The organism is Synechococcus sp. Minos11, assembly GCF_014279855.1.
Classification (GTDB): domain Bacteria; phylum Cyanobacteriota; class Cyanobacteriia; order PCC-6307; family Cyanobiaceae; genus RCC307.
Genome location: NZ_CP047953.1, coordinates 2147703 through 2170330, shown reverse-complemented (window position 1 = coordinate 2170330; position 22628 = coordinate 2147703). Strand labels below are relative to the sequence as shown.

Annotated in this window: 14 protein-coding genes; 4 read left to right on the top strand and 10 right to left on the bottom strand. The window is 59.3% G+C overall.

All coding sequences use genetic code 11. The features are described 5' to 3' along the window. Nucleotides 1-45 precede the first annotated feature (45 nt). The 9 genes from SynMINOS11_RS12165 to SynMINOS11_RS12125 all read right to left on the bottom strand — a co-directional run bounded on the left by SynMINOS11_RS12165 (nt 46) and on the right by SynMINOS11_RS12125 (nt 16009). Nucleotides 46-642 (bottom strand): chorismate lyase, encoded by a 597-nt coding sequence (locus SynMINOS11_RS12165; protein ID WP_186550877.1) that lies wholly within the window; start codon nt 640-642, stop codon nt 46-48. Nucleotides 643-699: 57 nt separating this feature from the next. After that, entirely contained in the window at nt 700-1326 is a 627-nt protein-coding gene (locus SynMINOS11_RS12160; RefSeq protein WP_186548812.1) for a hypothetical protein, read from the bottom strand. Between the two features lie 99 nt (nt 1327-1425). Further along, nucleotides 1426-3357, bottom strand: coding sequence for a tRNA uridine-5-carboxymethylaminomethyl(34) synthesis enzyme MnmG (mnmG, locus tag SynMINOS11_RS12155; protein ID WP_186548811.1), 1932 nt, complete (start codon nt 3355-3357; stop codon nt 1426-1428). A 21-nt stretch (nt 3358-3378) separates the two neighbouring features. Continuing rightward, a complete protein-coding gene (locus SynMINOS11_RS12150) occupies nt 3379-11820 on the bottom strand; it encodes a beta strand repeat-containing protein (RefSeq protein WP_186548809.1) in 8442 nt (2813 codons plus the stop codon). Between the two features lie 206 nt (nt 11821-12026). Beyond that, nucleotides 12027-12968 (bottom strand): helix-turn-helix transcriptional regulator, encoded by a 942-nt coding sequence (locus SynMINOS11_RS12145; RefSeq protein WP_186548807.1) that lies wholly within the window; start codon nt 12966-12968, stop codon nt 12027-12029. A gap of 14 nt (nt 12969-12982) precedes the next feature. Beyond that, entirely contained in the window at nt 12983-13180 is a 198-nt protein-coding gene (locus SynMINOS11_RS12140) for a hypothetical protein (protein ID WP_255445416.1), read from the bottom strand. A gap of 71 nt (nt 13181-13251) precedes the next feature. After that, nucleotides 13252-14649, bottom strand: a complete 1398-nt coding sequence (gene dnaB / locus SynMINOS11_RS12135) for a replicative DNA helicase (protein WP_043737471.1) — start codon at nt 14647-14649, stop codon at nt 13252-13254. A gap of 57 nt (nt 14650-14706) precedes the next feature. Next, complete coding sequence (rplI, locus tag SynMINOS11_RS12130; protein WP_011936808.1) at nt 14707-15165, bottom strand: 50S ribosomal protein L9; 459 nt, start codon at nt 15163-15165, stop codon at nt 14707-14709. 67 nt (nt 15166-15232) lie between these two features. Further along, entirely contained in the window at nt 15233-16009 is a 777-nt protein-coding gene (locus SynMINOS11_RS12125; RefSeq protein WP_255445556.1) for an acyl-CoA desaturase, read from the bottom strand. Nucleotides 16010-16245: 236 nt separating this feature from the next. On the opposite strand from SynMINOS11_RS12125, the gene SynMINOS11_RS12120 reads away from it, so the two are divergent. Continuing rightward, nucleotides 16246-16938: a hypothetical protein gene (locus SynMINOS11_RS12120; protein ID WP_186548803.1), complete on the top strand. Its 693-nt coding sequence runs from the start codon at nt 16246-16248 to the stop codon at nt 16936-16938. On the opposite strand, the gene SynMINOS11_RS12115 is transcribed toward SynMINOS11_RS12120, so the two are convergent. Continuing rightward, entirely contained in the window at nt 16926-17789 is an 864-nt protein-coding gene (locus SynMINOS11_RS12115) for an acyl-CoA desaturase (RefSeq protein WP_050815562.1), read from the bottom strand. The genes SynMINOS11_RS12120 and SynMINOS11_RS12115 overlap by 13 nt on opposite strands. Nucleotides 17790-17953: 164 nt before the next feature. On the opposite strand from SynMINOS11_RS12115, the gene SynMINOS11_RS12110 reads away from it, so the two are divergent. The 3 genes from SynMINOS11_RS12110 to gcvP are packed head-to-tail and all read left to right on the top strand — an operon-like array spanning nt 17954 to nt 22512. Further along, entirely contained in the window at nt 17954-19225 is a 1272-nt protein-coding gene (locus SynMINOS11_RS12110) for a methionine gamma-lyase family protein (RefSeq protein WP_186548801.1), read from the top strand. A 24-nt stretch (nt 19226-19249) separates the two neighbouring features. Continuing rightward, complete coding sequence (gcvH, locus tag SynMINOS11_RS12105) at nt 19250-19642, top strand: glycine cleavage system protein GcvH (protein WP_011936803.1); 393 nt, start codon at nt 19250-19252, stop codon at nt 19640-19642. After that, nucleotides 19639-22512, top strand: coding sequence for an aminomethyl-transferring glycine dehydrogenase (gene gcvP, locus SynMINOS11_RS12100; protein WP_186548799.1), 2874 nt, complete (start codon nt 19639-19641; stop codon nt 22510-22512). Before gcvH ends, gcvP begins: the two co-directional genes overlap by 4 nt. The last annotated feature ends 116 nt before the right edge of the window (nt 22513-22628 follow it).

The following is a 22628-nucleotide window of genomic DNA, read 5'->3' as shown; positions in this document are numbered from 1 at the left end:
GTCGGATGCCTTAATGCTGACGCGAGGGAAAAAGCGCGCAACCTGTCAACAGGGTTTCGCAGCATTACCGAACATATTTAAAAAAACTTCATTATTTTCTGCGTCGATGGCCCGCCCCAGCCAGCGCTCCAATTTTGGTGAAAACACCTCGCGGATCACAGTCAGGGGCTGGCCTTTGCGGAAGAAGCGGTAGTGGCGGCTCCAAAACGGACCCTCCCCTTGCAAACGCTCATTCAACCAATCGGCTTGCACCAGCGCTACCCCATCCACCTCGCGAAACAGCTCGGCGCGGTTGCTGGTGAGGCTGCGCCAGATCGGTTGATCCTTTTCCTTGAGATGTTCTTCGGCTTGCTGCTGGTTCCACCAGCTCTCAGCCCAGGCCAAGGTTTCACCGCCGCAGGTGAGCCACACCTGGCGGCGCAGGAGTGGGGCTTGCAGCTCCTGCACCTCCCTGGGGGTGTGCAAATCGCTGCCGGTGTCTGGAGCCATGGCCGCCAGATCAATGGTCACCGGATGGCCGGTTAGGAGCTGCAGGTGGCGCGTGGGGCTGCCATCACCCAGCAGCCACAGCCGCCAGGGGCCTCGGAGCAAGCTGCCGCTGAGGCTTAGATCACGCCACAACACCTCTGGTGAGGCGCGCAGCAGCCTTGTTTGAGAAGTGGACGGCAAAGCGTTGATGCCAGGCCAACTGTTTTGACGCTAACGGCCCAGGCTCAGTTGCAGCGTGTCGTTGCCTTGGCGGATCACCACCCGATCGGCCTGCACCTGCTCAAGGATCCAGCCGCTGCTGCCAATCGGTTCGCCAACGCCGGTACTCAGTGAATTTCCGCCTGTTGTGAAGATGGCGCTACCGCTGCGGCCGGGCACTTTGACCACACCCAGCAGTTCTGGCACCACAGCACTGACGGGTGAAGGTGAACCAGGCTGCTCAGCTGCAGGATCCAGCGTTGCGGCCGGGGGAATCACCGGCGGAATTTCAACGCGCAAGGGCGGCATCGGGGCCGGAGCATGAGCGGGCTCGCTGGCGGGCTTGAGCCGCTCGATTAATTGCAGTTGGCGCTGATGCTGCAGCTCATCGCGGGCTTGCATCCAGCCGCGCCATAGGAGCCCGGCAGTGATCGCAGCGCTGCTGCTCAATAGGCACAGGGCTCCCAGCAGTAGCCACCAGCGCCGCTGCCGCCAGGGCGAGGGGGGTGCTGCAACGTCGGCGTCCTCTTGAATTGGAGCTGTTGCAAGAGCCGTTGGCTCAGCAACGGCTACCAGAGCCGTGCCATTGAGGGGGTTCACAGCGGCAAACACCCGGTCCATCACTTCTTCGGCGCGCAAATCCCAGTAGGCCAGATGGCGGCAATGCCGTTGGTGCAGATCTGGCAGGGTTGAGCTGGTCAGGGATTGGGGCGCGAACGCACCAACCTATCGATCAGCTCAAGGTCTGGCGAGGGTGGTGGTAGCCGCTTGGCGATCCTGCAACTCCAGCCACAACAGCAGCGCTGTGACATCGGCTGGGCTCACCCCCGGCAGGCGGGAGGCTTGGCCCAGGTTCAGCGGTTGGGCTGCGGTGAGCCGTTCGCGGGCTTCCCGGGAAAGGGTGGTGATGCTGTGAAAGTCGATGCCGCTGGGGATCGGGCGCTGGCCTTGGCGCTGCACCCGTTCGATCTGCTGGGTTTGGCGGGCGAGATAGCCGCTGTATTTCACATCGATCTCGGCGCCTTCACGCACGTCGACCGGCAGCTCGCCATCGGCGAGGCCGTGGCGCACCAGATCGTTGCTGTGAAAGCCCGGCCGGCGCAGCAGATCAGCCAGGGTGATCGATCCTTTGATCGCCGCGCCGGTTTGCTCCACCACCGCTGGTGCAACGGGATCGCTGACCTTGAGCCGCACGGCTTCCAGGCGCTTGGTTTCCGCCGCAATGCCCTCTTGTTTGCGCTCATAGATCTGCCAGCGCCGCGCATCGATCAGGCCCAGCTCGCGGGCTAATGGCGTCAGCCGCCGGTCGGCGTTGTCGCCGCGCAGCACCAGGCGGTATTCACTGCGGCTGGTGAGCACCCGGTAGGGCTCACGCAGATCCTTGGTGACCAGATCATCAATCAAGGTGCCGATGTAGCTGCCTTCGCGGGGGAAGTGCACCGGTGTTTGGCCGCGAATCAAGCGCACCGCATTGAGCCCAGCCACCAAGCCCTGGGCCGCCGCTTCCTCATAGCCGGTGGTGCCATTGAGCTGCCCGGCGCTGAACAGCCCGGCGACCCGTTTGGTTTGCAGCGAAGGCAGCAGTTGGGTGGCGGGCAGGTAGTCGTATTCGACGTTGTAGGCCGGGCGCAGCATCACGCATTGCTCCAGTCCAGGGAGGGTGCGCAGCAGCTCCAGCTGCAGCCGCTCCGGCAGGCCGGTGGAGAAGCCCTGGATGTAGAGCTCAGGGGTGTCGCGCCCTTCTGGCTCCAGAAAAATTTGGTGCGAGTCCTTATCGGCAAAGCGCACGATCTTGTCTTCGATCGAGGGGCAATAGCGGGGCCCTTTGCTGTCGATGAAGCCGCCGTAGATCGGGGTGAGGTGCAGGTTGTCTTTGATCAGTTGATGGGTGGCCGCGGTCGTGCGGGTGATGTGGCAGCTCATCGGTTCACTGCTCACCCAGGCTTCTGGGTCAAAGGAGAACCAGCGCTCATGGGCATCGCTGGGCTGCTCCTCCAGGGTCTCGAGCGCCACGCTGCGGCGATCCACCCGCGCCGGGGTGCCGGTTTTGAGCCGATCGGTGGCAAAACCCAAGGCCTGCAGCGCTTCAGTGAGGCCTTCAGCGGGTTGCTCGCCGGCCCGGCCAGCTGGCATTGATTGGTTGCCCACCCAGATGCGTCCGCCCAGGAAAGTGCCGGTGGTCAGCACCACCGCTTGGGCGTTGTAGATGCTGCCGAAATAGGTGCGCACGCCCGTGATGCGCAGATCACCGCCCTCTGTGCTGCCGCTGGTTTCCAGCCCCGTGACCATGGCTTCGCGCAGGGCCAGATTCGGGGTGTGCTGCAGCAGCTGCAGCATCTGGCGGGCGTATTGGCGTTTATCGGTTTGGGCGCGCAGGGCCCAGACCGCTGGGCCGCGGCTGGCATTAAGCACCCGCTTTTGCAGGGCGGTGGCATCGGCCAAGCGGCCGATCACCCCGCCAAGGGCATCCACTTCATGCACCAGCTGGCTTTTGGCAGGACCGCCCACGGCTGGGTTGCAGGGCTGCCAGGCGATGCGATCAAGGTTGAGGCTGAACAGGGCCGTGGAGATGCCCAGCCGCGCGGCGGTGAGCGCTGCTTCGCAGCCGGCATGACCACCGCCGACAACGATCAGCTCAAAGGATTCGGTGGGCAGCGCAGCTGGCTCCATCTCTTCATTATCGGAACCGGCTTAGAAGCCCTGGGCTGTCTGATCAGGCCACCAAGGATCGGCCTGGGGTTGCAGTGGCTCGAGCCCCAAGGCGGCAGGGTTGGCCATCGGGTTGGCTTGGGCCTGCGGCGCCATGCCTTGAACGCCGGTTGGTAGCGGCAGTGCTGGTGCTTGCTGCTGCTCAAAGTCGATTTGGGAGCAGAACTCAGAACCTGCCCAGCTGTCAGCGCCTTCGCAGACCTCTTGAGAGCCACTGCCTTTGAGGTTTTCCAGGAAGGCGCGGATGGCTTCGGCGGGATCGAGTAGGGCCAGCAAGGTGACACCAAAGATGTTGAGGGCGGTGCCGATGCCATCGCCAGAGGTGCCCAGCTCCATGTCGCTGTTGCGGCTGGTGAGCCCGAATTGATTGAGGTCTTGCCCCAGCCCGGTGTCGCGCTTTTGAGCGGCGGGCATGGAGCGATAGCGCTCTTGCAGTTGCCCATCGCTGGTCAAGGTTGAGAAGGAGTTGGTTTGACGCTTGCTGCTGAGCAGTGTGCTGTCGTCTTGATCGCTCGTCGTTGACGACGATGATGAGCCGTTGGATCCGCTGCCTGAGTCTGTGGAACTGCTTGGGTCGGTGGCTCCAGTGATGTTGATCTGGAACGACTGGGTGGCGTTCAAGCTGCCGTCTGAGGCATAAAGCGAGAAGGAATCAGACACGCTGTCCCCCGCACTCAGGGCTTCAATCGCTGCACTGTTGGGGGTGTAGTTGTAAGCACCGGTGGAGGTGTTGAGGCTCAAGGTTCCGTAGGTGCCCGCCTGGGTGCTTGTGGCATTGAGGCCGATGTCGTTGCTTTGAGAATTCAGCTCTGAACTGCTAACCGAAAAGATCCCAAAACTCAGCGAAGCGGAGGCATCGGGGTCGCTGGCTGTGAGTGTGCCTGTGAGGTTGCTGGTGACTAAATCAGTGGAGTTTTCTTGATCGCTAATGGTCCCTGCTGGGATTGCAGCCAGTGTTGGTTGATCGTTGACACCAGTGACCTTGATGGCAATTTCAGCGGTGTCTGTCGTTTCACCATCACTGATGGTGTAGGTGAACAGATCCGTGACCTCATCGCCGGGATCTAAGGCATCGGCGGCGTCTTGATCGGCTGTGTAGCGATAGGAGCCATCCTCATTAATCACAATCGTTCCGTAGGTGCCTACCGCAGTGCGGCTGAGGGTGTTGCTGCTGATATCAAAGGTGGAGGTTTCAGCGCCCGTTCGCACGGTTGAGATGGAGAGAGAATCACCATCGATATCGCTGTCGTTTGAGATCAAGCCTTGAACAGTCGGCCTGAATTTGGAGCTGTCTTCCTGAACTTCGAAGGCATCATTGGTGGCCACGGGGCTGTCATTGATGCCAGTAATGGTGAATGTAATTTCACCGGTATCCGTGTCTTTGGAGTCAGAAACGGTGTAGGTAAATGTTTCGGTCCGCGTCTCACCTGTCAGTAGACGTTTGGATGCAGTCTGATCGGCAATGTAGGTGTAAGAACCATCTGATTCGATGGTCATCTTTCCGAATTGGCCTGTGAGGGTGTTTCCCGCTTGAAATTCGGCGCTGCTCTGTTGCTCTGTGCCTAGGCGGAATTGCTGGATCGTTAGCGAATCCCCTTCTGGATCGGTGTCATTGGCAAGCAGTTTGGCCTGTGATTCCGTTGAAACCGTCGAACCTGCTTCCACGGCAACCGCTTCATCAACACTTTCGGGTGCGTCGTTGGTGCCGCCCACGTCAACGATCGAAGTAATGGGCGTTGAGTTGGACTCGCCATCGTTGACGGTCCACTCAATTTTGCGGTCGCCAATCACCGGATCAGCATCATCGGTATTGGTGTAGGTGACTGTTTCAAGCGCTGCGATGTAATTGGAGAGGGAAGCGGTGCCGGTTAAAGAGAGCTCTCCTGTTGTGTTCTCCCAATTGCCAATGATGCTGTAGACATTGGTGAAGCCAAGAACATCTTCTGATGCTTGATAAGTATCTGAACTGAATTTGATCGTTGCGCTTGCAATCTCTGTGTCATCGGGGTCAACAATGTCCAGGCTGCCGTCAATCACGGTGACATTGCCTTGCCCTTCGGTGTATTTCTTTTTCTTGGTGGCATCAACGAGCGATGGCGCATCATTGATGCCTGTGATGGTGAATTTGATATCAGCTGTTTGCGTGAGCTTGTTATCCGTTAAGACGTAATGGAACGAGTCCACAGCTGTTTCGCCTGAACCGAGTGCATTGGCGTTATCCGCTGAATATTGATAGGAGCCGTCCGCATTAAGCGTGAGTAATCCATAGGTGCCGTTAATGGCTTGGCCAAGGATTCCTTCTGTTGGTGAGGTTTCTGTGCTTTCTCCGAGGTAGAACTTGTGAACCGTTAAGGAATCGCCCTCTTGATCGCTGTCATTGCTTTGAATGATGCCACTGGCTGCAGCAACATCAACGCTGCTGTCTTCATTCAGGGTGATGGCATCATCAACTGCAACAGGGGCTGTATTGGAGTCTTGAACATCAATGGTGATTGTTGCTGTCCCTGATCGTCCGCCGCTATCTGTTGCTGTAATCGTTAAGGTGTGTTGATCTGATGTGTCGTAGTCCAGTGATTTTCCAGTGGCTAGCGATAGCTTTCCTGTTGTTTTATTGATCGCAAAGAGTTTATCTTCATTGCCAGCCGTGATCGAGTATTGGATGGCATCGCCGTCGCGGTCGGTGTCATTCGAGGTATTGGAATCCTTGAGGTCGGCCAGTTCTGTGCCAGCACTGATGGAATCCAGAACGTCAACACTTTGTGCCGCTAGGGCTGGGTCATTGTCATTGACATTGCCAACATTGATTTGGAAGGTTTCCTCTGTTGTTTTGCTACCGCCGTTGCTGTCTGTGGCAGTGCCAACAACTTTGATTGAATGGCTCGTGGCAGTTTCATAGTCCAGGCTCCCTGCGAGCGTGACAACGCCTGTTGTTGCGTTTAGGTCGAATAAAACGTCGGGGTTGCCATCGCTGGCGAAGGCATAGGAGAAGCTGGTTCCAGCATCGCCATCACTGCCCTTGGCTGTGACCCCCACAGTGGTTCCAGCCGTTGCATCTTCTGCAACTGTGTTGGCTGTGCTATCCCCATCACTGAGGCTGGGAGTGAATTCATCAATGTCGGTAACGGCAATGGAGATTTCTTTGGTGGCGGTTGAGGTGTCGCCGTTGGAGTCGGTGGATGTGGCGCGAACGGTGACGGTGTGGGACTGGGCGGATTCGTAATCGAGTGTTTTGCCAGTCGCGAGCGTGATGACGCCGGTTGAGGCGTTGATGGCAAAGAGGTTGCTTGGGTTGGAAGTGAAGTCGTAGGCAATGGAGGTGCCGTAATCGGCATCGGTGCCGAGTGCGGTGACACCAACGCCATCACCAGCTGTGGCATTTTCAGCAATGGTGTTGGTGGCTGAATTGCTGTCGGTTACCGAGAGTGTGTTGTCATCAAAGTCGGTGACATTGATGGTGATCGTGGCTTGATCGGTTTTGCTGCCATCACTGGCTTGAACAACCAATCGGATGACTCGGTGATTGGCATTCTCATAATCCAACGACTGGCCATCAGCGAGCGTGATCTGCCCTGTTGAAGCATTAATGGCAAACAGGCTTCCTGGATTTCCGTCACTGGTAAAGGTGTAGGTGATGGCATCGCCATCGTTGTCTTGGTCTTGGCCAGATCTCTCATCATTGATATCGATGACTTCTGTGCCAGAGCTGATGCTCTCAGCAATGCTCTTGGTGGCATCTTCAATGTCAGGTGCGCTGGTATCAACGTTGCCGACCTTGATGGTGATGTTGGCTGTGTCGGTTAGGGCGCCATCACTGGCTTGAACAACCAGGATGTATTGATTGCTTCCTCCTTCGACATAATTGAGGGATTGGCCGCTGGCAATGGACAACTCACCTGTGTCCCCATCAATTTGGAATAGATTGTCAGTATTGCCGCTTTGGATTGTGTAGCTGAGGTCGTTATTTTCGGCATCAACATCATCATCTTGGCTGCTGTCATTGATGTTTAAAAATGCCGTGCCAGCTGCAACGTTCTCTTTGACCGTTACGATTTGATCATCAATGACTGGCTTGATGTCATTGACATCACTGACGGCAATGGAGATTTCTTTGGTGGCGGTTGAGGTGTCGCCGTTGGAGTCGGTGGATGTGGCGCGAACGGTGACGGTGTGGGACTGGGCGGATTCGTAATCGAGTGTTTTGCCAGTAGCGAGCGTGATGACGCCGGTTGAGGCGTTGATGGCAAAGAGGTTGCTTGGGTTGGAGGTGAAGTCGTAGGCAATGGAGGTGCCGTAATCGGCATCGGTGCCGCTGGCGGTGACACCAACGGTTGTGCCTGATGAGGCATTTTCAGCAATGGTGTTGGCGGCTGAATTGCTGTCGGCTACGGAGAGTGTGTTGTCGTCAACGTCGGTAACGGCAATGGAGATTTCTTTGGTGGCGGTTGAGGTGTCGCCGTTGGAGTCGGTGGATGTGGCGCGAACGGTGACGGTGTGGGACTGGGCGGATTCGTAATCGAGTGTTTTACCAGTCGCGAGCGTGATGACGCCGGTTGAGGCATCGATGGCAAAGAGGTCGCTTGGGTTGGAGGTGAAGTCGTAGGCAATGGAGGTGCCGTAATCGGCATCGGTGCCGAGGGCAGTGACACCAACGGTTGTGCCTGATGAGGCATTTTCAGCAATGGTGTTGGCGGCTGAATTGCTGTCGGCTACGGAGAGTGTGTTGTCGTCAACGTCGGTAACGGCAATGGAGATTTCTTTGGTGGCGGTTGAGGTGTCGCCGTTGGAGTCGGTGGATGTGGCGCGAACGGTGACGGTGTGGGACTGGGCGGATTCGTAATCGAGTGTTTTGCCAGTAGCGAGCGTGATGACGCCGGTTGAGGCGTTGATGGCAAAGAGGTTGCTTGGGTTGGAAGTGAAGTCGTAGGCAATGGAGGTGCCGTAATCGGCATCGGTGCCGAGTGCGGTGACACCAACGCCATCACCAGCTGTGGCATTTTCAGCAATGGTGTTGGTGGCTGAATTGCTGTCGGCTACGGAGAGTGTGTTGTCATCAACGTCGGTAACGGCAATGGTGAAGTCTTTGGTCGTTGCCGAGCTATCGGAGGACGTTGCTTTGACCGTGATCGTGTGTGATTGCTTGCTCTCGTAGTCAATTGATCCGTTAACGGTGACAACTCCGGTGGAGGAGTTGATGGCAAACAGACCGCCGGCGTCATCGGTTAGTGCATAGGAGCTGATCGTTACGCCGCGGTCAGCATCAGTTCCTAAGGCTGTGATTCCAACGGTTGTTCCGGTGGACACATTTTCCGCAACTGTATTTTGACTACTGTTGTTGTCACTTAAGACAACATCATTGTCATTGAACGGCGTGATGTTGACCGTGATAACTGCTTCTGTCGATGCATTGCCGGCTTGGGCGCCGATAGTGAGTGCATAGCTGGTTACTGTTTCGTAATCCAGGTTGGCACCAGCTTTAATTGTGATGATGCCAGTGTTGGAGTTGATAGCAAATAAGTCCGTATTGCCTGACTTGATGCTGTAGTTAATGGCTTCACCATCTGGACTCTTATCTGTGAGGGTGTTGGAGTCCTGCAGGTCAATGACTGTGACCTGAGATGTTGTGTCGGTGTTTTCAGCAAAGCTTTTGGTGGCTGACTGGATGCTTGGTGGAGCGCTGGTGGCAATCGCTAAGTAATGGATACTCTCATTTGAGTGTTCAAGTTCACCGCTGGATGAACTTTCTTCTTGGAGGCCAACCGTAAAAGTACTGGTGTTGAGATCATAAACACGGCTAAAAGCCGTGTTGCTATCTTCAAATGTGCGCAGACCAGCCAGTAAGAAAGGGGTTGATGCGTAGCTGTTGAGAAATGATTGTTGTTTGGGCGTATGGGTGAAGACTTTGTCTAGTGCTTGTCCTTCAAGTTCAATGCCGCCACTGTTGCTGTTGCCGCCCGAGTAGGCCATCCAGGCAAAGGTTTCCTTGGCTGGGTGACTGCCTTTATTCTCTGCCTCCTGCAAGCTGTATTGAAAACCTGTTTTACTGACATTCTTGGTGCGTGTGGTGATGAAATCTGCGCCAGCATGCGTTTGTGACTGACCAAAGAGAACAGGAATCTCGTTGAAACTGGCATCAGCGTATGAGATCGTGCTTGACCAGCTTTGTGATTTCGTTGAGGGGTTGCTGGGATGCCTCTTTTGGCCTTCTGATTTTGCGTAAAAGACTTTCTTATCGGCAAGTGTGTGTTTGCCTGCTTCGATAACAAAGTAACTGATGATTTCATCGGTGTGGAAGCTCTTTCCTTTGGAGGTCCCGTAATACTTTGGTTCGTCGAGCTGTACTTGGAAGGAGTTGCTGGTGACGGCATTTAACCTTGTCGCCACCGGGTCTCGCTCGTTGCGGCTGACAACGTTGCTAAAGACCAGAGGAGATGAGAAGCCCCCTGAAAGATTGAGATCAACCTGGGTAAAACCAGGTCCAACTTTGGCGTAGCCATACTCTGCAAACTTATTCCCATCTTCATCCACTAAGAATCGGCTGCCGAGGTCAATGACGGAGAGATTGGCGACTGCTTGATTGCTAAACGAGCTGGCGTCATTGCCGCTGAAATCCTGTGCTGCAGCACTATCGTCACCGCCTGATGCGTCGCTGTAACTAATTTGAATGTTGGTATCGCTGCTCTTAATCGCTTGGTCGAGGGTTAGTTCAATGCTTGGACCCTTGGCCTCAATCCCCGTGATTGTTCTGTTTGATCCATTGACCGAAACGCTGAATTGACTGCTGTTTGGTAGATCCGCTGACAGGTTTTCGCTAAATGTGACAATGATTTTTTCGCCATCAATCGATGTTTGGCTCGAGCTCAGTGTTGGTGTGACGCTGTCATGGAAATTGAAGATGCGAACCAATCCTTCAACATTTGGGGCTGAGTCATTGGAAGCCGGAGATCCAATTGCAAGATGGGTGCCATCACCCGACAGGCTGATCGCGATATTCTCGTTATTCCGAAAACTTTGTTGGGTCGGCCCATCAAGGTCAATGCCCTGCTGTTGCCATGAGCCATCAATGAATTCGTAGAGCCGAACATGGCCTGAATCAGTTCCCCCACCATCATTGAGGTGGGCTGCAATGGCTACTCGCCTGCCATTATCGGAAAGGCTTACTGCAACACCTGATTGGTCATCATTGGCTTCTCCATAGATGGGCAAGCCAAGCGGTTGCAGGTCCCCGCTTTCTGATAGTTCAAAAAGATCAACACGGCCTATGTTGCTGCCGGCATCATCATTTTCCGGTCCACCAACCGCTAGAACTGAGCCATCAGCGGAGATTGAGAGTGACCGACCAAAGCGGTCTTCACTGGCCTCTCCCCACTTGCCTCGGCCAAGTATCAGCCAGTTGTCAGAGCTTTCGTTGTATCGGTAAACAACAACTCGACCTTGATTGCTATTGCTTGTATCGCCAGGTCCTCCCACCGCAACCGTTTTACCGTCAGCCGAGACTGCTATTTCTCCGCCAAAATGGTTATCCTCTAGCGATCCTCTTTTGAATAATTTTCGGACCCATTGGTTTGAATCATTGAGGTGATATATTTCTATATAACCAACATCGCTTTGGTTGCTGTAGTCGTGCCCGCTTGCGCCAGCGGCTAAGACCTTTCCGTCAGCTGATAGCGAAACTGAGACGCCAAAAGAGTCGCTGATGTTCCGGCCTTTGATTTCATGATTGCTGCCATATTCGCTATAGTTTGAACTTGAAGTGTCATATTTGAATGTGCGAACATGTCCAGCATTCGATTTGCTCCCGTTGTCATAAGCCGCGGCGCCAATCGCAATAATGTTTCCATCGGCTGATAGTGATATGGCGTGCCCTTGCTGAGCGAGGTCTTGGGTTCCATTAATCGTGTCAATGAGGTTCCAATCGTCTCCACTGCGCTTGTAGATACGAACTTGGCCTCTTCTTGTTCCGCCTCCAGCTGCTCGCGGTACACCAACAGCCATCGTGCTGCCGTCTTTTGAGAGGGTGACAGCAGTGCCATACCAATCGTCTGTGGTGCTGCTTTTGAGTGTGCTTTGGTTGCCTGCTTCTTCGAAGGCCCTGCCTTCCACCGTTGAGTTATTGGTGACGGAAGTGCTGCTTAGCGATGCAGCGTCAATGCCTTGGCTGTCTTGAACCGCATTGCTGTCGTTGGAACTCGATGGATCGGCGTAAGCAACTGCCAGTGCGTGCCAGCTGGGAATGGGCCTGCTGACGGTTAGCTCAACGGTGGAACCGGAGACGGCAACAGCGGTGACGTCGTTTCCAATGCCGCCTGAGGTGACTGTGAAGGCAGAGGCGGCAGCTGTTGTGGCAGAGAGCGCCTCGTCGTAGGTGAGGACAACTTTGGTGCCGTCGGTGTTTGTGGCGGCGGATTGGAATATTGGACTTGACACCGCTACACCTTTTCAGGGCGTGCGAGGCGATCGCCTTTCCTCAGGCTGAGGAGTTGTCTGGACCCCCAGCAATCTCGAAGCAGCACCAGCATGGAGTCAGGCACTGGAGCGTCTCAGGGATCTCTTAGTGATTTCTCAGGTTAAAAGCTTGCATTTCCATTGCAACGACTGGTGATCCCATATGTGCACGATTTGCCCAGACGCATTCAAAGCTGGCTGACGCGTGGCGTTGTCTGCGGTAGCTCAGCGAATTGCTCGCGGTAGCGGCGGGCGAAATGGCTGCGGCTTTGAAAGCCGAATTCAGCCGCTACAGCCCCGATGCTGCCATCGCCTTGGAGCAGTTCTGTGCGCACCCGGTCCAGCCGGATGGAGCGCTGCAGCTGGGTCGGCGTGAGCCCGAAATGTTCTTGGCAGCCTTTGAACAGTGCTGAGCGGGACACCGCCAGTTCTTCGCTGAGCGCATCGCTGCTCACCAGATCCTTGGGGTTGGCCATGCAGCGGTGCAGCATCTTGAGAGCTGCGTTGTGCCGTTCTTGTCGCGGTTGGTTGAGGCCGGTTTGGGCCGTTGGCTCTGCAAAGGCGGTCAAGCTCACATCCAGCAGCCCCTCAGTGATGGGCTCTGGCGGTTGACCGGTTGGGCTGTTGATCAGCTCATTGAGCCATGCGGCCAGCTCAGCCTGCTGCTGCGCCTTGAGTTCAAGCAGGTTGCACTGCTGCAATCGTTGGCTAACGAGGGTGCCTTGTGTTGCGCGCGGGTTGTCTTGCAGCAGTGCCTTGGGCAGCAGCAGCGTGGTCAATTGACTCCCAGCTGGCAGGTGTAAATCAAAGTCAGTGAGCTCCTGGTTGAAGCCCAAAAATCCAGGCCATGGCATGGCAGCGCCCTGGGCACGCAGGTTGCTCAGATCGCAGGTGCGTCCAAGCTCAAACGCCAGCGTCAGTCGATCGCTGCGCCTTGGGCCGCTGAGGAACAGCGTTTGTGATGTCTCCAGAACCGAGACGCGAAAGCGTCCGAGCCCATAAACCCGCAAGCGTCCTTGGGTTGGGCCACAGCTGAGCTGCAGCACCGCCATCGCCGGTGACACCGGCTCCATCAGAGCGGCCAGCTCAGCGCAGCTGTTGAAGACGGTGTCGCTCAGTTTCAACGTCAACCTTGGCCTTGGCGTCAGTGCTTGGCGGCTGCGGCCTGCGGCGGCTGTGATCTACGGGCTGGTTTTGGCGAATGGCGTTGCTTCAAGGTGGAGCAAAACACTTTGGTGGCCAAGCGGCGGCTGCGGTGCCGCCCCCGCGGCAGCCAACCGGTGGCTTTACGAAAGGCGCGCAGCCAACCAGCCACATAACGGCGGTGCTTAGCGGGGCTCATCGTCCAACGCGCCACGAGCGAGGACAAATAACCCAGCAGCAAGATCCGCCCGATCCACATGAGCTGCTCGCCTAGCCCCCAGGTGCCGCCAGGTTGCGGAAGCGGGTGAACTGCGCTTCGAACAGCAACTTCACGGTGCCAACTGGGCCGTTGCGGTGCTTGGTGACGATCACTTCGGTGATGCCGCGATCGGGCGTTTCCGGGTTGTAGTACTCATCGCGGTAGATCATCATCACGATGTCCGCGTCCTGCTCAATCGAGCCGGATTCCCGCAGGTCACTGAGCATCGGCCGCTTGTTGGTGCGCGCTTCCACGCCGCGGCTGAGCTGGGAAAGGGCGATGACCGGCACATTGAGTTCGCGCGCCATTTGCTTCAGCCCCCGCGTGATGCGCGAGAGCTCCTGTACCCGGTTATCGGAGCCGGAGCCTTCCATCAACTGCAGGTAGTCGATCACGATCAAGCCGAGCTCGCGGCCTTGTTCGGCCATCAAGCGCCGGCAGAGTGAGCGCATCTCCAGCACGCCGGCGTTGGGTTTGTCGTCGATGAAGATCGGCAGCCGTCCCAGCGTGCTGATGCCTTGCCCCAACAGCGGCCACTCCTCTTGATTGAGCCGGCCGGTGCGCAGCCGTCCGCTTTCGATGCCCACCTCCATCGACAACAGCCGGTAGGTGAGCTGCTCTTTGCTCATCTCCAAGCTGAAGACGCAGACCGGTAGGTCGTGCAGTTGCGCCACGTTCTTGGCGATGTTCAGCACGATCGAGGTTTTACCCATGGCAGGGCGGCCGGCCACGATGATCAGGTCGCTGCGTTGCAGGCCCTGGGTCATCGCATCGAGGTCGTAGAAGTTGACCGGGATGCCCGCCACCGAGGTGCCTAATGAGCGGGTTTCAATTTCTTCAAAGGTGCGGGTGAGGATTTCCGCGGTGGGCGTCAGCCCCAGACTCGGTTTGGACTGGCTGATCGCAAAGATCTTCTGCTCGGCTTCATCGAGCACCTGATCCATGGGCTTGCTTTGATCAAAGCCAAGGCCAATCACCTCATTGCCGGAGCGGATCAGCTGGCGGCGCAGGTGCTTGTCCATCACCAGCTTGGCCACCTCTTCAATCGAGGCGGTGCTGAGGGTGCGGTCCACCAGCTCACTGAGCCGGCTGCTGCCGCCCACCTTCTCCAGCTGGCCGGTGTCCGCGAGCCAGGCCACCATCGCTGTCAGGTCGGTGGGCTTGCCCTGGCCGTGCAGCATCAAGGCGGTGCGGAAGATCTCCCGGTGGGCACCGGTGTAGAAGGCTTCCGGTTGCAGCACATCAGCGACTCGGCCGATGGCATCGGGGTCGAGCAGGATGCCGCCGAGGATCATTTCCTCGGCTTCTAAGTTCTGCGGTGGAATCTGCTCGGGCGTCGCCTCAAACAGTTCCGCATCTTTGCGGCGCGTGCGTTCCCTCTCTGGTTCATTCAGGGGAACAGAAACCATCGCGCCGTTCCATCGTTCAAGGGACAACCATGCTGCCCCGTTTCGGGCGGTTTGGCCTTAGTGGCTGACCACTTCCAGATTGATCTCGGCGACCACTTCAGGGTGCAGCTTGACCTGGACCTTGTAGTTGCCGGTGCGGTGCACCTCAGGGACGGTGATGTCGCGCTTGTCCACCAGCTTCTTGGTGGCCGATTCGATGGCCTCAGCCACATCGACGTTGGTGACGGTGCCAAACAGCACATCGTCGCCGCCGGTCTGCTTCTTAACGGTGAAGCGGCCGATGGTGTCGAGCGCAGTGCGGAAGGCCACGGCGTCGGCTTTCAGGGCTGCCAGGCGCTCAGCTTCCTTGGCGCGGCGGTGCTCCACTTGCTTGAGCACCGCTGGGGTCACAGGCAGTGCTTTGCCATGGGGAAGGAGGAAGTTCCGGGCATAACCCGGAGCCACCTCCACAAGATCACCGTCCTTGCCCAGGCTCAGGATGTCTTCGCTGAGAACAACTTGTACGCGCTTCGCCATGGGTGAATCCGGGTGCTATTCGACTGCCAAAAGGCCAGCCGTTGATCTTACCTTCCTGACCTGAGCCTCAGCCCGCCGGCAGGCGGACTTGCTTGGCCAGGCCGAGGGCGCGCATCAGCCGGATGTGCTGCCAGGTGAGATCGATCTGACCGGGCTCCAGGCCGTGCTTGGCCGAGTGGGGGAAGGCGTGGTGGTTGTTGTGCCAGCCCTCGCCGAAGGTCAGAGCCGCCACCCAGGGGTTGTTGCGTGACTTGTCACCGCTCTCATGGACGGCTTCGCCCCAGCAGTGGGTGGCCGAGTTCACCAGCCAGGTCACGTGATAGACGAGCACCAGGCGCAGGGGGATGCCCCAGAGCACCAGGGCCCAGCCGCCGGCGCCGGTGAGGCTGCCGATTAAGAACAGCAGGCCAGCCAAGGGCAGCTGCAGCAGCAAGAAGTTGTTGTTCAACCAGCGGTAGTAGGGGTCTTTGGCCAGATCGGCTGAGAAGCGGGGCACCGCGCCCATGGCGGGGATTTCCTCGAACATCCAGCCCATGTGGCTCCACCAGAAGCCGCGGTTGCTGTTGTGATGATCAGCATCCGTATCAGAGAACTTGTGGTGGTGGCGGTGCAGGCCAACCCAGTCGATCGGCCCGTGCTGGCAGCTCAGGGCGCCGCAGGTGGCAAAGAAGCGCTCCAGCCATTGGGGTAGGCGGAAGGAGCGGTGGCAGAGCAGGCGGTGGTAGCCGATGGTCACGCCCAGGCAGGCGGTGACCCAGTAGAGAACCGCCAGGCTGGTGACGGCCTGCCAGCTCCAGAACATGGGCAGAAGTGCCACCACAGCAAGGATGTGGATGCCGGCCATAAAGCCAACAGTGCCCCAACGGCGGCCGGGACCATCGCAGTGGGTGGACTTGTCAGGGTGCGGCGCACTCAACACAGCCGAGCGGGCTGGTGCTGAGATGGTTGCCGCTGGAATAGCGACGGTCATTGGACTGATTCCGTATCAATGAGCCAACAATAACAATACGAATCCATATTGCATATCTATGCGGGTTGGGATTACCGCCCTTACTCTGGGCAAAGTGAATTGCCAGCCCGATGGGCTACCGCGAACAGCTCGAAGCCGGACACGGCGCCTTTGCCGCCATGCTCAAGGCCTGGCATGAGCGCAACAGCTGGTCGCACCGGGTGTTGCCTGCCTTGGCGGAACAGCTCGATTTCGGCCGGCTGCATAGCTCCCAGCTCTCCAACCTGCGCAACCGCAAGCTGGCCTCTCCAGGTCCTGAGGTGTTTTTGGCCTTGGGCAGCTGCAATCGCTGGTTGGCGGAAGCTGCCAAGGGCGGCGATGCCCTGGAGCAGCTGGAAGGCCAAGAGGAGTTGCTCGCAGCGCTGAAAATCTCGGCGTTGCCATTGCTGGATGCCTCAGGGGCCCCGCTGAAGGCGGGCGAGTTGCTGGAGATTTTCATCGGTTTGCGTCCGTTGCCACCTGGTTTTGACTTGCGCATTAGCGATGAGGAAGCCCCGGCGCTCAGTGCGGCTTTGGCAGAGCTGCTCAGTGGCGGTAAGCCCTGGCGCCAATGCCGTGAAGCGGTTTTGCAGGCCTATCCAGCGCAAAAGCGGCAACGCCGGGAGCGCTTCGCTGAAGTGATGGCTGGCCTGCGGGATTACGGCGCCGCCGAGTTCGATAGCGAGCTCGGCGATCTGTTGATCACCCTGGAAGCCCTTGGCATGCAAGAGCTGGTGGCCTCAGGGCCCGAGGCGCTATTGGAGCGCCTGCGTCAGGGCCGGTAGTGGGCCAGGCGAATCCGCTTGGCCAAGCCCAGGCTCTTGAGGGCCCGGATGTGCTGCCAGGTGATGTCGAACTCAAACCAGCGCAGGCCGTGGCGGGCTGAGTGGGGAAAGGCGTGGTGGTTGTTGTGCCAGCCCTCGCCAAAGCTGAGGATCGCTACCCACCAGCAGTTGGTGGAGCGGTCAGGGCAATCGAAGTTGCGATAACCCCAGACGTGGGTGGCGGAGTTCACCAGCCAGGTCACGTGGTACACAACGGTGAGGCGCAGGGGGATCGCCCACAGCACCAGGCCCAGGCCTCCGCCATGCACGCCGGTGTTCTCGCCGATCCAGTAGAGAGCCGCGCCTAGGGGCAGCTGCAGCAGCAGGAAAAAGCGGTCGAGCCAGTTGTAGAAGGGATCGCGGCGCATATCGCCGGCGAAACGATCCAGGTGCTTCAGGGCCGGAATGGAGTGCAGCATCCATTCGCTGTGCGACCACCACAGGCCCCGGCCGGCGTCGTGGTGATCGTTCGGTTGATCAGAAAACTTGTGATGGTGGCGGTGCAAGCCAACCCACTCCACCGGGCCGCCTTGGCAGCCGAGGGTGCCCATCACCACCAACACCCGCTCGAGCCATTTGGGGGCTTCAAAGCTGCGGTGGGCCATCAGCCGGTGCAGGCCCAGGGTCACCCCCAGCACGGTCATCCAGTAGAGGACGCCAAAAGCCACCAGGCCCTGCCAGCTCCAGAAGCGCGGCAGCAGCGCAAACACGGCGCCCACATGCATCGCCAGCATGAACAGGGTCGTGCCCACTTTCAGCTTGCGCTGACTGGCCGGCAGTGGAGGCCGGCGTCCGTAAAGCCGCTCGTGCAGATCATCTGCAACGGGTGCGGCTGTCGGCGCGGTTGTAGGGGCTACGACCAAAAGAGACTCCGTAAACGGCTGATGCCGTGTCGCAGTTGCGACGCATAAGCCGGATGAACTTAGCTCCCGTTAAAGAAAACCGTTGCTGAAGCAGGCTGGCTTTCAGTTGCCCCTTGGCTTTGCTGCCCTCCTGGCCCGCTGCTTCTTCCCAGGCTTGGGAGGCCGTTGCCGCCGCCCAGCAGCAACTCAGCGCCGCTGCGGCAGCTCGCACCGCTGCGGTGCAGCCACAGCTGGCCAAGGTGCTGGCGGCCTTTCAGGCCGAGCGGGTGGGCACCCACCACTTCGCCTCCGTCAGCGGTTACGGCCACAACGATCTGGGCCGCGACACGCTCGATCGCGTCTTTGCCCGGGTGCTTGGCGCTGAAGCAGCGGCGGTGCGGCTGCAGTTCGTCAGCGGCACCCACGCCATCACAGCTGCCTTGTTTGGCGTGTTGCGTCCAGGCGATCGGTTGCTGTCGATCACCGGCCGCCCCTACGACACCCTCGAGGAGGTGATCGGTCTGCGCGGCAGCGGCCAGGGCTCCCTGGCTGAGTTCGGCATCCATTACGACGAACTCGAGCTCACCACCGATGGCCGCGTTGATGAGCCGGCCTTGGCTGATGCCCTCAGCCCGGTCACGCGGATGGTGCTGATTCAGCGCAGCTGCGGCTACAGCTGGCGGCCATCGCTGGCGGTGGCCCAAATCGGCCGGCTCGTGGAGCAAGTGCGTCAGCACAGCCCAGCCACCTTGGTGTTTGTCGATAACTGCTACGGCGAGCTGGTGGAAGCGGCCGAGCCCACGGAGGTGGGCGCTGATCTCATGGCCGGCTCCTTGATCAAAAATCTCGGCGGCACCATTGCTCCCACGGGCGGCTATGTGGCGGGCCGCGCTGATTTGGTGGAGCAGGCTTGCTGCCGCCTCACCGCTCCAGGCATTGGCGCCGAAGGCGGCACCGGCTTTGATCTCAACCGGCTGCTGTTTCAAGGCTTGTTTTTGGCGCCGCAGATGGTGGCCGAGGCGTTGATCAGCGCTGATCTGGTGGCCCAGGTGTTTGCCAACCGGGGGTTGCCGGTGCAACCGCTGCCCGGTGGGAAGCGCAGCGATGTGATTCAAGCGGTGAAGTTCGGCGCTCCGCAGCCGCTGCAGGAGGTGTGCCGCGCCTTCCAGGCCTGCTCACCGATCGGCGGTTATGTCGATCCGGTGCCGGCGCCGATGCCTGGTTACGCCAGTGAATTGGTGATGGCTGGCGGCACCTTCATCGATGGCAGCACCAGCGAGTTCTCCGCCGATGGCCCCTTGCGGGAGCCCTACGTGCTCTACAGCCAGGGGGGCACCCACCGCACTCATGCGGCTTTGGCATTGGCCGCCGCACTCACGAGATTGGAGGGTTGTCCGACAGACTGAGCGCACTTTTAAAGCCAACAGCCGATGGCCCTCACCTTCCCGGCCGAGCTGCGTTACGCCGATAGCCACGAGTACGCCGGCCCCAGTGACGAGGGGATCAAAGTCGGCATCAGCGCTTTCGCCGTTGATCAGCTCGGCGACATCGTTTTTGTTGAGCTGCCCGAGGTGGGCGCCAGCATCGAGAAGGGCAGCAGCTTTGGGACCGTTGAATCGGTCAAGGCGGTGGAAGAGATGTATGCGCCGGTCTCCGGCACCGTGGTTGCCGCCAACCAGGCTGTGATCGACACCCCTGAGCTGCTGCAGAACGATCCCTATCAAGAGGGTTGGCTGCTCAAGATCACCCCTGCTGATCCCAGCCAGATGGAGCAGCTGATGGATGCCACCAGCTACAGCGCCAAGGTGGAGGGAGGCTCTTGAGCGCTGGGTTTGTTCAACGCCATCTCGGGCCTTCGCCTGCAGAGCAGGCCCAGATGCTGCAGCGTTTGGGTTGCCGCGACCTCGAGCAGCTGCTGCAGGAGTGTGTTCCTGCCGAAATCCTGATCGATGCTGATCAGGCGCGCGATGCCTTGCCGCAGGAGTGCGATGAGCGCCAAGCCCTGCGCGAGCTGGAGCAGCGCGCGGCGGCCAACACGGTGCTTCGCAACCTGATCGGCCTTGGCTACTACGACACCGCGACACCAGCACTGATTCAGCGCCATGTGCTGGAAAACCCGGCTTGGTACACCGCCTATACCCCCTATCAAGCAGAGATTGCCCAGGGCCGTTTGGAGGCCCTGCTCAATTTCCAAACCCTGATCAGCGAGCTCACCGGCCTGCCGATCGCCAATGCTTCGCTGCTCGATGAGGCCACCGCTGCCGCTGAGGCGATGACCTTGGCCTACGGCGCCTGCCGCCGTAAGCAGGCCCGCCGGTTCCATGTGCAGGCCGATCTGTTCCCCCAGACCCTGGCGGTGCTGCAGACCCGCGCTGAGCCCCTCGGCATTGAGTTGGTGGTGGCCGATCCCGCCGCGATGGACTTCGGCGATGACAGTTTTGGTTTGTTGCTGCAGCTGCCAACGGCCAGTGGCGCTTGCCCGGATCCAACCGAGGTGATTGCCCGCGCCAAGGCCGCTGATGTGCTGGTGATCGCGGCGGTGGATCCCCTGGCCCAGGTGCTGATGCCACCGGTGGCGCAGTTGGGTGTGCAGATCGCTGTGGGCAGTGCTCAACGCTTCGGTGTGCCCCTCGGTTTTGGCGGCCCCCATGCCGCCTTCTTTGCCACCACCGAGGCCTACAAGCGTCAAATCCCCGGACGGCTGGTGGGCATGTCCCGCGATGCGGCTGGTGAGCCGGCCCTGCGTTTGGCGCTGCAAACCCGCGAGCAGCACATCCGCCGCGACAAGGCCACCAGCAACATCTGCACCGCTCAGGTGCTGCTGGCTGTGATGGCTGGTTTTTATGCCGTGCACCACGGCCCCGATGGCCTCACCGCCATCGCCCGCCGCGTGCAGCGCCTGACAGCAGCCCTAGCCGCTGGCCTGCAGCAGTTGGGCCTGGATGTGGCTGCCGCTCCTGCCTTTGACACCCTGCGCCTGCGGCTGGATCAGCCAAGTGGCTGGATTGAGCGTTTGGAAGCGGCTGGCTTCAACCTGCTGCCCCTGCCCGATGGCGCTGGCATCAGCCTCGATGAATGCAGCGATGAGGCTGAAGTTCAGGCGCTGCTGGAGTGTTTTGCCGCTGGTTGCGGCCGCACTGCCCCGGCCATCAGCGAGTTGCTGGCTGCCACGCCGCAGGCCAAGAGCGTTGGCGAGCTGCCGGTGCGTCCCGCTGGTTGGCTTCCCCAGGAGGTGTTCCAGCTCTACCGCTCAGAAACCGAGCTGCTGCGCTACATCCAGCGGCTGGTTTCCAAGGACTTCTCCTTGGTGCACGGGATGATCCCGCTGGGCAGCTGCACCATGAAGCTCAATGCCGCTGCTGAGCTGCAGCCGGTGAGCTGGGCTGCCTTCAACCGCTTGCATCCCTTTGTTCCGGCAGCTCAGCGCCAGGGCTACGACCAGCTGATCAACGAGCTGGAGGCGTGGCTCGCCACGATCACTGGTTTTGCGGCGGTGTCGCTGCAGCCCAATGCCGGCTCCCAAGGCGAGTACGCCGGCTTGCTGGTGATTCGCGCGTGGCATCGCCAGCGCGGTGAAGGCCATCGCAACATTTGCCTCATTCCCACCAGCGCCCATGGCACCAACCCCGCCAGCGCCGTGATGGCGGGCATGCAGGTGGTGGCGGTGCAATGCGATGAGGCCGGCAACATCGATCAGGCCGATCTGGCGGCTAAGGCCGAGCAGCACGCCGATCAGTTGGCGGCCTTGATGGTCACCTACCCCTCCACCCATGGAGTGTTCGAGCAGGGCATCAGCGACATCTGCGCCCTGATTCATCGCCACGGCGGCCAGGTCTACCTCGATGGCGCCAACCTCAATGCCCAGGTGGGTGTTTGCCAGCCGGGGCGCTTTGGCGCGGATGTCTGTCACCTCAACCTGCACAAGACCTTCTGCATCCCCCATGGCGGCGGCGGCCCTGGCGTCGGCCCCATCGCTGTGGCGGCCCATTTGGCTCCATTCCTGCCAGGCCATCCTCTGGTGCCCTGCGGCGGTGAGCAGGCCATTGGCCCTGTCTCAGCAGCCCCTTGGGGCAGCGCCAGCATCCTGCCGATCAGCTGGATGTATATCCGCTTGATGGGTGGCGCCGGCCTGCGCCAAGCCACGGCGGTGGCCCTGCTGGCTGCCAATGACTTGGCTGAGCGACTCGAGCCCCATTTCCCGGTTCTGTATCGCGGCGCGAATGGCCGCGTGGCCCACGAGTGCATCCTTGATTTGCGCCCGCTCAAGCGCAGCGCCGGCCTTGAGGTGGATGACCTGGCCAAGCGCTTGATGGACTACGGCTTCCACGCTCCCACCGTGTCCTGGCCCGTGGCCGGCACCGTGATGGTGGAGCCCACCGAAAGCGAGTCGCTGCTGGAGCTCGATCGCTTTGTTGAAGCGATGATGGCGATCCGCGCGGAGGCCGCCGCCATCGAGGCCGGCCTGTGTGATCGCGATGACAATCCCCTGCGCCGGGCTCCCCACACCTTGGCGGCGGTGACAGCTGATGTTTGGGAGCGGCCCTACAGCCGCGAACAAGCGGCCTATCCGGTTCAGGGATTGCGCAGCAACAAGCTCTGGCCTGCGGTGTCACGCATCGATAATGCCTTTGGTGATCGCAATTTGATCTGCACTTGCCCCTCAGTGGAGGAGTTGGCGAGAGCGGCCGGTTAAGTCTCGGCAAGAGGAAATTTAAGGTTTTCCTCTTGATTTATGTCTTGCCTTTCCGGCATCATCTGTTGCAACTGCGGACGAGGGCCTACAAGCCTGATTCCGTTATTGAGCGAGAC